This is a genomic window from Dictyobacter alpinus, assembly GCF_003967575.1.
Lineage (GTDB): Bacteria > Chloroflexota > Ktedonobacteria > Ktedonobacterales > Ktedonobacteraceae > Dictyobacter > Dictyobacter alpinus.
Window position 1 is genome coordinate 2,299,508 of record NZ_BIFT01000001.1, and the last position, 12,845, is coordinate 2,312,352.

The window sequence follows — 12,845 nt, forward strand, 5'->3', positions numbered from 1 at the left end:
GAGAGCCTATGGTAATTATGTTTATCACTCCCAAAACACTATGATCAAGCGTATTATATAGTAGATGATATTTTTACATATCACCTACTATATAATAGTCTGCAAGATAAAAAAGGGGAAAAAACATGCCATTAAAAGATTACGGCGTCCTGAAGGGGCATCCTGTGGAAGGCAAGAGTGGCACGCCGCACTCGCCACACTACCAGATCCATGTGGTAGACCAGCAAAATAGCACTGATTATCGGGTAGCAATCAATGTGCTCTCCCAGGTCCGACCTTATAACCTGCTCTACCAGGTTATTAACAACTTCACCTATCCAACCACGGCCACACTCCTCCAGTTAGCCAGCGGCTTCACGCATGTTCCCAGCCAGCCGAACGGACTGGCAATAGATTTTCTGCGCAGCGATATCGTCGATCCTGCCCATATGCAGCCGCTACGCTTTACAGAAGTTGGCTCTGAAACACAACTCAACGACATCCTGGATACACAGGTGCAGGAAGCCATTGCCGACCCCAACGCCTTTATCTGCGCATTTGGAGAGCGCTGGGGACCCGAGGAGAACATACCAGACCAATACTTTGACTTCACACCGGGCAATGGTATGCATAACATTCATATGAACCAGGGCAACGATCCCGAGCATGAGCAGGAGGATGGCGTCTGGCAGGATGGCGCGCTGCTCATCTATCTTCCCACGAAAAATCAATGGATGGCAGTATTCTTAAAATTCCAATCACAGGCATCCCAGACCGATGACACCACCGGCCACGCGCTCTAAACGCTCGCTCATCCTTTAACCAGCAACATTAAAGTTCTTTTTGCATTGGCACAGAGACTGAGTTACAATGGAAAGTGGAAGATTTTGGATAGGAGAATCCAGGTTTAAGCTTCTTCATCCAAGAGTTGTCATCCCAAATGCTTTCTTTTTCGAGGTCATGCGCTGATGCAAAACAACGCACATATTCGGGGGCCAGATGAGCCAGAGAGACAGAGGGGCCAGCACGCGCGTCTCTCTCAGCTCTGGTGGCATCTTCCTATATTTGGTTATCTGCTGGCCCCGCTTCTGGTTGGAGTGGCTATGTTTATCCCGTTTCTTGAAGCAAGCCTGGGGATAAAAAACTATTTTATCGGGGCCCAGTTTTTCATCGTGACAGCGTTTATTGGCCTGTTTTGGGGTTTGGGACCAGCCTTGTTCTCCGTGCTACTGGGTATCTTTGCCTTACAATATTTTATTATTCCCCCCACTAACTCATTGACAGTGTTTAATTGGAGAGATGAGCTCTCGTTTATCCCCTTTCTGCTGGCACAACTGGTTGTTGTCTCTTTAATTGTGCTACGCGAGCGTATGCGCCAACATCTCCAGGTAGCAGAACAGGATGCGCGCACGCGCGTTGAAGAATTAGCGGCGAGTAATCAGGCGCTGGCAGAAAGTAATGCCAAGCTGGCACAGTTAGATCAACTCAAGGATCGCTTTATCGCACAGGCATCACATGAGCTGAAGACGCCCATTACCACTATACGCGGCCAGGTACAGGTTGCCTCACGTCAGCTCTCCAAGCAAAAGGAGTTGCCAGATAGTTTAGCGGCTCTGCCAACTCAATTAGACAAAGTAGAGAAGCAGACCCGCCGCCTCCACGCATTACTTGACGATCTCCTTGACCTCAGTAGTCTCCATTCTGGATCTATACCATTGCGAAGATCCTCCTGTGATATTGGCCAGCTTTGTCATAATGTAGTGGAAGACCAGGCCGCACTGACCGGTCGACACATCAAGCTAAACCTACCAACATCTCCTCTAACCCTGTATATGGATGGTGAGCGCATCGCTCAAGTAATGGCCAATCTAATCACCAATGCCATCAAATATTCACCAGAAGGAACGGAGATCCAGGTGAACGCGCGCCAGGAACAAGCCAATTTGCTCCTCCAGGTGCATAACCTCGGACCTGGCATCCCTCAAGAACAACAAGCAGAGATCTTTGAACCTTTTTACCGCACACCCGGGGCTCGATCCTCCACAACACGGGGCTGGGGTCTGGGCCTTGCCATCAGTAAAGAGATCGTTGAACGCCATGGTGGACATATGTGGGTAGAATCAGCAGAAGGAACAGGGACAACTTTTTTTGTAAGCCTGCCCATCCAATCCGATCAGGAAAAAGGGATGTAAGCCAGTGGCCCTTATCATTGGAAGGGGAAGAGTTCCTTTCCGATGATAAGTTGCTCACTTATACAGGCGGCGAAATTTGCTCTTATATAACCGTTATTATGATGTGAACTTTTCTAATAATAGACAGATATATAAGGAGGCAAATACGCTTGGATGCACTAGAGACACTTGAACTCATAAAACCTTCCATTGCATATGGCCCTCAATATCTTGCGATGGTTGCTGAGCATGTTGAAGCAGGTGAAGGATACGGCTACAACAATATTGATCTTGCACGTGAGGACTTTGCTGCGTTTGTGCGGGAATTGGAGGAGGAGGCTCAGGGTATTGGGCTTCCAGAGGGTTTTCCAGCACAGCAGACCTACTTCTTAGTCAAAGATAGGCAGATGGTGATGGGCGAGATACGCTTCCGATCGAACCTGACGCCACCTTATGAAAAATTTTCTGGGCATATCGCCTATAATATTCGTCCATCACAGCGAGGGCAGGGGTATGCGACTCGACAGCTCGCACTATTACTGGAAGAGGCCAGAAAACTACATCTTCCCTTCGTCACACTGACCGTTGAGGATGAAAATCCTGCTTCAGTGCGTGTGATCCAAAAGAATGGGGGCACGCTATCACGGATAGTCGAGGATCCTCTCGGAGTGCGTGTGAAGGACGTGGACGGCAAGTTGGTCAGCGAGGATTTCAAGCGATCAAACGTGAGGCTGGCCCTTTATTGCATCGAAATCGCACCTGACCTCTCTTAAGGAGAGGAGGCAAAAGACCAGGCAGACGCCTGCGGGCGCTCCTGGTCTTTATGTTGTGCCGCAACTAAACAGGATAATCATCCATCACTTCATCAAATGACTCCTTGCGAGATATCGTGTGGTCGATTTGAACAGGAACGGCATCGGCGATCGCATTTAATAGGGCAATCTGACCTTTGGCGCGATCCAGGGCAGTCTGACATGGTTGTAGTGGCAGGGGTTGTCCTATTTGCTTGCAGAGCACTTCGAGTTTTGGGTAAGCGGTCTGATGAAAGTAACCCATGGCCTGGGTCATCAAATCTTCGCCGATGATGGTGATCTCGCTCAAATGATGGCGGTGTGACGCCTCCTTGAGCTTGCCAAGATCAAAGTCCATGTTATAAGAGAGGACATACGCACCTTTTACGACTTGCCTTAGCCGGGTCAGAGCATCAACAATGCTGGTCTTCGAGCCTTTCATATCATCATTGGTCAGGCCAGAAAACATGGTAATGGTCTGGGACAATGGTTGGGATGGCTTGACCAGGCAATCGAGCAGAACCTGGCCTTGAATATTCAATACCACCAGGCGAATAATTTCAGCCTGCTCGTGCAATCCCGTTGTATCAACCTCTAAAAACACCACATTGGGCATGGCCCGTACCGATTGTGCCCACTGGACAATCTTCAGCGGCGGTAACGCCGGCAGATTACGGATCTGGGTGCGTAATCGCCGCACCTCCTCCTCCAGTTGCTGAAACTGGCCATTGATCATACGACGACGTTGCTGATGAGCCTGGATCTCATCAAGACCCTGAACAACTCCTGGAGCCTGCTCCTGCTTTAACAGTTCCGACAAAGACTGGACAACGGAAGAGATAGTCATCTGCCTTTCACCTCACGTGAGAAATCTGCTTCACACACTACAGTGAGATTTGCAAGACCACGATAATCCATAAACAGCAATTCTTGATTACATTCTCTCTCACTTGACGTTCACGTTGAAGCAGGCCTTAAAGCAGACGGCATGTTGAGGCTCAGTTTAAATAATATGAACAGGCCTGAAGAGGTTTGAGCCAGAAACATAGGATCGCAATGAATATCGATGGGAGAAGAAATCCCCCATCGACAAAGCTACACGCAGAGAAATCACAATCTCAGTGCATAACAGTAATCAGGTGGGCGCCTGCCAGATCTGCACGGTCTTGTCATCAGCACCAGAGGCCAGACGTGAACCATCAGGCGACCAGGCCACGTCGCGTACATTTGGCTGGTGACCAGTATAGTCCAGCATAAAGGATTTACCCGCAGCCGAGAGGATTTCCACACGGGAGCGTGGGTCCACACCCTGGTAGCTACTGAGGACAAAGGCAACGTACTGGCTACTCGGCGCCCAGGCAATTTTCTGGACAGAGAGAGGATCTGAGATAATCAAGCCATAGCCACTACTATTTTTTGGCGACCAGAGCTGGATCGTCTCACTACCATTGACATATTTCTCTGAAGCAATCAAGCTACCGGATGGAGACCAGGCTACCGCATTAGAAGGATGGCTGGCATCATAGACGAAGACATCTTTACCCGTAGTCGTATTCCAGACTTTGACACTGGTGCTGCTTTCACCAGATCCACCGAGCAAACTGGAACTGGATACGATTTGGGTGCCATTCGGCGACCAGGAGAGCGAGACGACCGGTGCGCCACCTGCCACATTATGTCCGTTATAGGTTAACAGGTGAGCCCCGGTCGTAACCTGCCAGATCTGCACCGTTCGATCATACGAACCGGTAGCGATACGCTGGCCACCTGGAGAAAAGGCCAGGGAGGTTACACCGGTTGACTGTACCTTAAAGTGCTTCAAGAGGGCACCAGTGTTACCATTCCAGATGTACACATTGGATCCATTGGCACCTGCAATATATTTACCATTGGCAGACCAGGCCAGGCGCGTTGGACCAGCCGGCGCATTGGCACAGACAAAATTTAGCTTGCCGGTGCTGGCATTCCAGACCTGAATAGAGCCATTCTGATCACTGGACGCCACCCGTTGACTACCAGGAGACCAGACGACCGAAACAATACCTGAAGTATGGCCCCGATATGTAAGGAGTGTAAGATTAGGGGTTGGTGTCGGCACAATCGGAGTTGGAGGTGGGCCACCACTGGCACTTGCTGAATTCTTATCATACCCAAACAGTAAAAGTCCTGCCGTTCCTGCTACTCCGGCTATCGTCAGCATGGCGGCTCGACGAGACATCCTATTGACCGCTTTTTCCGAATTTAACATTTTGTAATCCTTTACATATAGTATTTTTCAAGAATAACAACGGTATTTCTAAACAAGTCGAGGATAGGTGTTTATTGAATATCGATTGTGATCTTAATCACAATAGAATTGTATAGTTTATCGCTAAAATAAACTGTGAAATAGTTAACAAAAATGGACATATATTTTTAATTGAGCCAGAATAGCATAGATGACGCTGTATGGAATATATTTAGCACCATGTACAGGCTTTATGCCTCCCGCCTCACGCTTATGGCGCTCGCTAGTTTTGTAAGGAGGAAGAGCAGGCAAGGCGGTCGCGACCACCTTGCCTGCTCTTCCTCCTTACAGTAATTTTTGTGCTTTAAAAAGGCTTGAGCTTCACGTTACGTGAACGTTTACAATAGAACTAGCACTGGAAAGGAAGGTGACAATTATGTTCACAGTAGGCGAATTTTCACGACTGGCACAGGTTTCTAAGCGTTTACTGCGTTACTATGACGAGATCGGTTTATTAAAGCCCAACCATACCGATCGCTTCACAGGATACCGCTATTATAGTGCAGAACAGATGTCATACCTGAATCGTATTCTGGCACTGAAGGACCTGGGCCTCTCCCTTGATCAGATTCAAAGAATACTGAGAGATAATGTATCGACAGAAGCGATACAAGGCATGTTACTCCTGAAGAAAGCTGAAATCGAGCAGCAATTACAGGGAGAACTCCAACGTATTCGCAACATCGAATCCAGGCTACAGGCCATTCGCAACACGGAAGCGAACAAGCCCCTGAACGTGGTCCTCAAACAGATGCCCGCGCAAGCGGTGTTAAGTGTGCGAACCATCATTGAGTCCTTTGAAGCGGGCCTGGATATCTTCAATCAAATAGTAACAGCCCTACCAGAGAAAAACATTTATGGTCTGCGTTTCTGCATCTGCCATAGTGACGGTATCGTCGAACGCGATATAGATCTGGAAATGGGCTACCTGATTGAGGCAAAATCCCATGCACCTGTACCCATAACAGACGAGCTACAACTCAATTTCCACGAACTACCTGCGGTGCCAGCTATGGCGACATTTGTCGTGAAAGGTTCGCTGGAGAACATACATGCTGGCTACACCGAAATCGGCACATGGACTGAAGCCAATAACTATCGCTTTGCGGGTATCCCCCGCGAGATCACGCTGCAAGCTCCACAGGCGGCCGATGGCAGTGACCTGATCACTGAAATCCAGTTTCCTGTTGAACCAATTACCCACACCTGAGATAGGAACTTCACAAGCTGAAAGGAACATGAAAGACAATGAAACCAGACAATATCGTCCTCGTGGCTGGAGGCATATGTACCAGTTTGATTGCCGGGCTATTCTATGCCTTCAGTATCGCCGTCGTGCCGGCATTGCGTAGCCTGAAGGCGACACAGCATATCACAATTATGCAATCTATCAATGTTAAAATTCTCAATCCGCTCTTCTTACTGAGCTTTATGGGACCAGCCATCCTGTTGCCGCTGGCTACATTTCTCCAGCGTGGTAAATCCCAATTTGGCTTGCTACTGGCGGCCAGCATTATCTATATCGTTGGAGTCATTGGCGTAACAGCTACGAAAAACGTTCCATTGAACGATAAACTGGCAAAATTTGAGGTGAACCAGCTCTCTGAGTCAGAAGCCGAGCAGATTCGAAACGACTTCCAGGGGCCGGGCTCAGCCTGGATGCGCTTCCACGATATGCGTACGCTGGCCGCAACCACCGCAACCGCTCTGATCTTTATCGCATGCCTATCCAGAGATGTCGCTGAATAATCCCATATACATATATAAAGGAGATTTCTATAGAATTTTAGTTTGAAACTAACTTTGGATCCGATCTGTATACTCATGGTGATAGGATTTTTTAGGTCATGGATGACAAAAAACTGTAAACGATGTGTGTAAATACATACAACGTAGAAAGAAGGCAAGCACGATGAATATCAATCCAGGACAGATAGACCAGATCCTTAATGCCCTTCCCTATCCCATTAGTAAGCAGAATCTGATTGACATGGCTCGTCAGCGTGGCGTCAATGATCAGATGATTAGCATGTTGGAAAAGTTGCCCGACAAAACATTTAATTCCGCTGACGATATCAAAAATTCCGTGAGCGGCATTGGCAATCTGGGTGGATTCAAGCTCTAGTTTTTGCTACTGCTACTGAAAATGGCAGCAAAAAAAGCTAAAGTTTTGTGACGGTGGGTCCGATAAAGAGTAGTGTAGCCCGGCAACACTCAACACCTTCCATGTTCAGGCTACTTAACCTTCCGTCGTAGGAGGAGCGAAAAACCCCTTTCGCTCCTCCTTTTTTTAGTCTATTGTTGTAAATTTTGCGCTTAGCGCAAAATTTACAACAATAGACTTATTTCTTTAGCTAACGCCAGGTGCAGGTTTTATCCCTCACACCTCGCCATTTTCCTCCTCCAAAGAGTGGGTATGTGAAAACTTGCACCTGGCGTTAGCTACTTTCGGCTTGCCAGAGGTGAGGGTTGGTAAGGAGGGTGCGAATAGCAGACGAGGTATGCTGTTCCTGGAGGGACCAGGAAGGGCTCTTTAATTGGGAACTAAGGAGAAAAGGCAACAGGACGGCTGGTAAGCGCACAGGAGGGGTATTATCATGCCAGCGGGTCATACCACCTGGTAGGATACTGGGAGGGGCTACTACATAGCTACCTTCGCCATAGGTGCCAATACCTGGTCCCAGTTTATCATGTGTGGTACAGAGAGTTAGCGTCCTGGTATAGGTGAAGTAAAGATGCCAGCGACCATGTTCTGTTCGAGCCATAGCGGTCTCAGGAACCGCATAAAGCTGTCTAAAATGCTCAAGAGAGCCACCACGTAAAGGATCAATCTCAATGACTAGCAATCCATCCCCGGTCACAATCCCAATATTATCGTGTTCATCCTCCTCCCACCAACGTTGAACAGTAGTGAGATTACTGATTGCCAGTTGAACATTTTCTTGATAACGAATATGTTGTCCTGGGCGCGCACATCGTACTTTGCCGCACATACAAGAACCTGAGGCCATCAAGCCATAAAGAGGGAGGATACGCCAACCACTATACACGTAGTTCCATGCAGCATCCTGTAAGCGACATACCGGTGGATAAGTGGTATGTTGTTGTGGGTGTATGAGACGCACTGTCTGTCGCATTTATTCTCTCCTTTTCAAAATTCTGAGAGAAGATACTCCGAAGTCCACCCGTACAAGTAAGCCGTATAGGAAAGAGCCCATACTTGCATTTATTATAGATCAGCGCACCAAATGGCTGGCAAATTTTAGCCCCGCGACAATATTCGCTTAATGCCTGGCAGGAGCCCTGAGCTCGAACACAGCAACTTCAGGACGGCAATTCAAACGAAACTGCGGTGGCACCATACCAATTCCTCGATTAGTATAATGCTGCAAATGACCAATTTGATACATGCCCGCAGGATATCTGTGGGCTAATGGAGGCAACTGTAAAGAACCGAAAAAAGGGAGCCGTACCTGTCCGCCATGAGAGTGACCAGACAACTGTAGATCAATACGCTCATGCGTAGCCGTCACATCGGCAAAGTCTGGTTCATGAACCATCAACAGGGCCGCCCCCCGTCCAGGGACAGCCTTCAGCAAACGCATAAAACGGCTCTCATGGGTCCAGGCAGTCATACCCACACCTTCATCAGACCAGAGATCATCCATGCCCACCAGTTGCAGGACCGCATTTCCGCCACCACGATCAATGGTATGCCAGGCATCATTCAGCTCATGGATATGGTTAGCACACAGAATGGCCCGTATCTGCTCCGGGTTAGCCCAGTGATCATGGTTACCAAGTACCGCAAATACACCATCACGGGCATGCAGATGGCGCAACTCGGCCAGCGTCGTGGCCGAGCTTGCCAGAAAATGTGTCACAAAATCGCCGGTAATCAGGATCAAATCAGCATCCTGAGCATTTACAACCTGCACCACTTCAGACAGGCGCTCCGCAGTCATAAAAGTCTCATCTGTATGTAGATCAGTGATATGCGCAACACGATAACCATCAAAGACAGGATGCAGACGGGGTAACACAACAGGTTGATAATGAATATCCAACCATGCCGGCTCTAGAGAGCCAGCATAAATCACAGTTCCCCCACCAACAGCCACCGTGGCGGCTAGCGTAGCCAGCGTATTACGCAGAAATATCCGCCTCCTCATCAAATACCCACAACTTTCTACTTATGCATCTCAGATTCGAAATATACAATCTTAGAGGAATCCTACATATATACATACGTATTTGATACCTATTCTTATCGGACATATGAGGAGTAATAAAGAGGGGCAAGCGGGTAGGAGAAGGCACAAATATGTCCTATGAGCTGGCGTAACATACAGATCAAAGAGCATATATCTAGTATAGAGCGAGTAAAACAAGGCACAAAGCGGGTAGAGCTACGGATAGATAAGGTAAATATATCTGGGAAACCTGATCCAAACGTATGCTGACACCAGCATCAGGAAAGGGCTTCCTGTACACCATCCATAGCCAGGATTTCATCAACCTGCTTAATCAAGCTTTGGGCATTGGTAAAGCCATAATTGACTGCATATGTCTTACCATGTGTATCCAGCATGACCGTAGTCGGCACAGTCAATACATGATAGCGTTCAGCCAGTTCAGGAGAACTAGGAACATCAATATTGACGACAGAGACAACATCACCTTTCGCCTCAACCACACGTCTCAGGACTGGTGCCTGCAACACACGACACTGACGATCTTCCTCACTGCCAAACGCGAGGATACGTACTCTGGCATTCGTCACCACCACGGGCGTGCGCCCTGGCTGTTCTACATCTTCATCTGCAGATACTTCAATGCCTGGGTGAGAACGAAGGTCCTTAACAGGAGCCTGAACGCGCGTATGCCTGCGATACTCGGCCAAAAAAGAGCGAGCAGCAAAAAGAAAGACCACAAGAAAGACGACAATCAGTACCACAACAGACAATTTTAAAACCAGATCAGACATATCAATCACACTCCCCGCCGAACAATTCCGTCCTCATGGCGAATAAAGATAACCATCCCTGGAACTATTGGTCCTTAATAAAACCTGAAACCAGTTTATCTGTCTTATTCAATGGTCATAAGAAGCATGAGATGCGGAAAACAGGAACAAGCGAGACAATCATAATTAACTACACTTTACCACGGAGAACACAGGATTGTACAGGTTTATTCCTTCTACTAACATAACGAATACCACTACAAGTAGCAACTTACACTGGCGGAAGTAAAGTCGCACGCTTTTCGCGTAAGAACTGGGCGATCTGCTCTGCATCATCCTTACGGAGTGCGGAAGCTTTAAGATTGCTCAAAACTGTACTCCACTGCTCTTTAGCAGGTAGATAGCGACTATCCAGGCCGACAAGTTCTTCAAAGATACGCCGTTCTAACTCATGCCACATTGAACGATCACGACCATCAATATCGCCATCATCAGGCACGTAATCCTGATCATTCGTAGCATTATCGATACGTACAAACAATGGCTCAAAAGCCCTGCGTACCAATTCTTCCATACGTTGCTGATCCAGTGAGCCGGCATCAAAAGCCAGCGTACCTGTTAGATGGATCTGTACCACCGGTTGAACTCCCTGATAAGCGGGCCCCTCACGGCGGCAATAGTCTTCAAGGCGTTTATACAATGCCTCTGGTTCCACCAGACCATCCACTCGTAAATCATAACGCACGAAGGGGCGCCTTCGACTCACTAAACGGACCGCATGATGAAAACGTTCTTTACGTTCAGGATCGATGATGCGTTCAGGCGCATCGGTGTCGATCTCAACGTAATAATAACCACGGTCTTCCCATTGCGCTTCTTCAGCGCCACAAGTTTCAGTCGAACCAGGATTATACATCCAGCCATCGAATTCGTAAGGCTTGTGAACATGACCCAGGGCAAGATAATTGATCTGGTCGGACAGGCCCTGGAACTGGGCCATTGTTGGCAAACCATGGACACGTGGAACGATACCATCGACACCTGTATGCATCATTAACAGGCGGTAGGCCACACCCTGCCCTTGCTCCTCCGGTCGGGCCTCTTTGAGCGCCTGGGTCATGCCCTCCAGAGAACGCGAGGTGGCCGCGCCCTGCCACGGTAACCCATAGACGCGCAATTGCCCATCCAACAGGTCAATATAACTTCCCAGCATGGTATTTTGATCCCAGGCTGTAAGTTGAGGCACTCCATTCTGCATGATTGGTGCCAGCAGTTTAATATAGCCTTGATAGCATAAAAATTGTAACCAGGAGACACCATCCCGATAATAGCTACGGTCATGATTGCCTTCAATAGCAATCACGGGAATGTTTAGATCATGTAGCTTCTTTAATCCTTCAATGGCATGAATAAGTGTCAAAGCATCGATTGCTCGCTTGTTAAAAAGGTCACCTGCGATAACCAGGAAGTCAACGCGGCGATTAATGGCCTCGTCGATGACGTCCCAGAAGGCCCGGCTAAAATCATTGAAGCGCTCACGTACGCCATACTGTTCATATCCCAGGTGGGTATCAGCCACATGAATAAAAGAAGCTCGCATATCTATTCCTGATTTCTGACGAATGATTGTGTTTACACTGTTGTTGCCGATAGAAGAAACACGTCTTGTAGTGCATGGACTCGTCGGCCCTGTTGCACTTCCCGGCCTGGATCGTTATGCGGCGGGACCGGTCATCCAGGCGCGTACGGCGACGATGGCGATAACCAGGGCGGCCAGACTATAGATTAAAAGATCTTTACGTTTATCTTTGCCATTGGTAGTAAAGCTGAGCCAGACCAGCGGAATGCCAAGGGCAACGATACCGCCATAGACATAATGCAAATAATAAAGATTGACGCCACCGCCCGGCTTGAGTCCAAGGGCCACCATGATTAATCCAAATAGACCCTGCAAAACGCCAAAGGCAAAGGATACAAGTAGCGCGATACGCCAGGATTTTAAATTGTCGCTCTTGCGAAAATAAAGGATAAGTCCCCAGATGCCAGCGACTAACGAAGATAAAAGGACGAGATACAGATTATATCTATGCAATGTAAGAATAAAGTCGACCACGGTGCTGCCCCTTCAGGTGATAAGGTTGTCTGCCTTATCAAGCCATTCTTTTTTTGTAGTGGAGAAGTTGGAATCCCCTGGCCTTACTATAGCGTGTAAGTCCTTGAATGACAATGTAATTTATGTACTTTTTTTTATGACATATAGGTCTGGATGATGCGCATAATATCATCAACGACAAAGGGCTTAGGCATAGTTTCGTTGATCTGCAAGGATTGAGCCCGAGCCAGTTGGTCGAGGGCCGACATGAGTACAATAGTATGGCGTTGCCGATGAACAGGATCCGCGTTGAGGATGCGACAAAATTCGTAGCCATCCATTACGGGCATCATCAGATCAAGGAAGATCAAGAAACCTGCCTGGGGATCAGCAGACAACACAGCAAGCGCCTCCTGTCCATTACGGGCAACCTGGATAGGATAGCCTTCAAGATCGAGAATATCGACCATCATATCGCGGATAACCGCCTCATCATCCACAACCAGAATATTTTGCGGTGGTTGATTATGCGCAGGATTATTTGTATGCATCGTTTCCT

Annotated in this window: 14 protein-coding genes; 6 read left to right on the forward strand and 8 right to left on the reverse strand. The window is 48.0% G+C overall.

What is annotated here, in order from left to right:
• Positions 1-125: 125 nt before the first annotated feature.
• The 3 genes from EL633_RS09135 (at position 126) to EL633_RS09145 (ending at position 2,923) form a co-directional block, all read left to right on the forward strand.
• Positions 126-782: a YukJ family protein gene (locus EL633_RS09135; RefSeq protein ID WP_126626885.1), complete on the forward strand. Its 657-nt coding sequence runs from the start codon at positions 126-128 to the stop codon at positions 780-782.
• A 165-nt stretch (positions 783-947) separates the two neighbouring features.
• Complete coding sequence (locus tag EL633_RS09140; RefSeq protein ID WP_126626886.1) at positions 948-2,171, forward strand: sensor histidine kinase; 1,224 nt, start codon at positions 948-950, stop codon at positions 2,169-2,171.
• Between the two features lie 149 nt (positions 2,172-2,320).
• Positions 2,321-2,923 carry a GNAT family N-acetyltransferase gene (locus EL633_RS09145; RefSeq protein ID WP_126626887.1) on the forward strand — a complete coding sequence of 201 codons (603 nt, stop codon included), beginning with the start codon at positions 2,321-2,323 and terminating at the stop codon, positions 2,921-2,923.
• Between the two features lie 64 nt (positions 2,924-2,987).
• Here EL633_RS09145 and EL633_RS09150 read toward each other — a convergent pair whose 3' ends face one another.
• Positions 2,988-3,788 carry an exonuclease domain-containing protein gene (locus tag EL633_RS09150; RefSeq protein WP_126626888.1) on the reverse strand — a complete coding sequence of 267 codons (801 nt, stop codon included), beginning with the start codon at positions 3,786-3,788 and terminating at the stop codon, positions 2,988-2,990.
• Positions 3,789-4,076: 288 nt separating this feature from the next.
• Complete coding sequence (locus EL633_RS09155; RefSeq protein WP_126626889.1) at positions 4,077-5,189, reverse strand: WD40 repeat domain-containing protein; 1,113 nt, start codon at positions 5,187-5,189, stop codon at positions 4,077-4,079.
• Between the two features lie 415 nt (positions 5,190-5,604).
• Between EL633_RS09155 and EL633_RS09160 the strand changes: the two genes are divergently transcribed.
• From EL633_RS09160 to EL633_RS09170, 3 genes are all read left to right on the forward strand, one after another.
• The gene (locus tag EL633_RS09160; protein WP_126626890.1) at positions 5,605-6,438 is read left to right on the forward strand and encodes a MerR family transcriptional regulator; all 834 of its coding nucleotides are present in this window, start codon (positions 5,605-5,607) and stop codon (positions 6,436-6,438) included.
• A 38-nt stretch (positions 6,439-6,476) separates the two neighbouring features.
• Positions 6,477-6,977 (forward strand): anthrone oxygenase family protein, encoded by a 501-nt coding sequence (locus EL633_RS09165; RefSeq protein ID WP_126626891.1) that lies wholly within the window; start codon positions 6,477-6,479, stop codon positions 6,975-6,977.
• Positions 6,978-7,140: 163 nt separating this feature from the next.
• Entirely contained in the window at positions 7,141-7,353 is a 213-nt protein-coding gene (locus tag EL633_RS09170; protein ID WP_126626892.1) for a DUF2795 domain-containing protein, read from the forward strand.
• A gap of 313 nt (positions 7,354-7,666) precedes the next feature.
• Here EL633_RS09170 and EL633_RS09175 read toward each other — a convergent pair whose 3' ends face one another.
• The 6 genes from EL633_RS09175 to EL633_RS09200 all read right to left on the reverse strand — a co-directional run bounded on the left by EL633_RS09175 (position 7,667) and on the right by EL633_RS09200 (position 12,837).
• Positions 7,667-8,365: a bifunctional DNA primase/polymerase gene (locus tag EL633_RS09175; protein WP_126626893.1), complete on the reverse strand. Its 699-nt coding sequence runs from the start codon at positions 8,363-8,365 to the stop codon at positions 7,667-7,669.
• A gap of 147 nt (positions 8,366-8,512) precedes the next feature.
• Positions 8,513-9,400 carry a metallophosphoesterase gene (locus tag EL633_RS09180; RefSeq protein ID WP_126626894.1) on the reverse strand — a complete coding sequence of 296 codons (888 nt, stop codon included), beginning with the start codon at positions 9,398-9,400 and terminating at the stop codon, positions 8,513-8,515.
• A gap of 299 nt (positions 9,401-9,699) precedes the next feature.
• Positions 9,700-10,215, reverse strand: a complete 516-nt coding sequence (locus EL633_RS09185; protein WP_126626895.1) for a thioredoxin family protein — start codon at positions 10,213-10,215, stop codon at positions 9,700-9,702.
• Positions 10,216-10,465: 250 nt separating this feature from the next.
• Positions 10,466-11,794 (reverse strand): metallophosphoesterase family protein, encoded by a 1,329-nt coding sequence (locus tag EL633_RS09190; RefSeq protein WP_126626896.1) that lies wholly within the window; start codon positions 11,792-11,794, stop codon positions 10,466-10,468.
• 114 nt (positions 11,795-11,908) lie between these two features.
• The gene (locus tag EL633_RS09195; RefSeq protein ID WP_126626897.1) at positions 11,909-12,307 is read right to left on the reverse strand and encodes a hypothetical protein; all 399 of its coding nucleotides are present in this window, start codon (positions 12,305-12,307) and stop codon (positions 11,909-11,911) included.
• A gap of 134 nt (positions 12,308-12,441) precedes the next feature.
• Complete coding sequence (locus EL633_RS09200; RefSeq protein ID WP_126626898.1) at positions 12,442-12,837, reverse strand: response regulator; 396 nt, start codon at positions 12,835-12,837, stop codon at positions 12,442-12,444.
• Between the last annotated feature and the right edge of the window lie 8 nt (positions 12,838-12,845).

Excerpts from the sequence above, each read along its gene's own strand:
- EL633_RS09185 (WP_126626895.1), bottom strand. The coding sequence starts at position 10,215 with ATGTCTGATCTGGTTTTAAAATTGTCTGTTGTGGTACTGATTGTCGTC.
- EL633_RS09180 (WP_126626894.1), bottom strand. The coding sequence starts at position 9,400 with ATGAGGAGGCGGATATTTCTGCGTAATACGCTGGCTACGCTAGCCGCC.
- EL633_RS09160 (WP_126626890.1), top strand. The coding sequence starts at position 5,605 with ATGTTCACAGTAGGCGAATTTTCACGACTGGCACAGGTTTCTAAGCGT.
- EL633_RS09200 (WP_126626898.1), bottom strand. The coding sequence starts at position 12,837 with ATGCATACAAATAATCCTGCGCATAATCAACCACCGCAAAATATTCTG.
- EL633_RS09190 (WP_126626896.1), bottom strand. The coding sequence starts at position 11,794 with ATGCGAGCTTCTTTTATTCATGTGGCTGATACCCACCTGGGATATGAA.
- EL633_RS09165 (WP_126626891.1), top strand. The coding sequence starts at position 6,477 with ATGAAACCAGACAATATCGTCCTCGTGGCTGGAGGCATATGTACCAGT.
- EL633_RS09155 (WP_126626889.1), bottom strand. The coding sequence starts at position 5,189 with ATGTTAAATTCGGAAAAAGCGGTCAATAGGATGTCTCGTCGAGCCGCC.
- EL633_RS09135 (WP_126626885.1), top strand. The coding sequence starts at position 126 with ATGCCATTAAAAGATTACGGCGTCCTGAAGGGGCATCCTGTGGAAGGC.
- EL633_RS09150 (WP_126626888.1), bottom strand. The coding sequence starts at position 3,788 with ATGACTATCTCTTCCGTTGTCCAGTCTTTGTCGGAACTGTTAAAGCAG.
- EL633_RS09175 (WP_126626893.1), bottom strand. The coding sequence starts at position 8,365 with ATGCGACAGACAGTGCGTCTCATACACCCACAACAACATACCACTTAT.
- EL633_RS09140 (WP_126626886.1), top strand. The coding sequence starts at position 948 with ATGCAAAACAACGCACATATTCGGGGGCCAGATGAGCCAGAGAGACAG.
- EL633_RS09170 (WP_126626892.1), top strand. The coding sequence starts at position 7,141 with ATGAATATCAATCCAGGACAGATAGACCAGATCCTTAATGCCCTTCCC.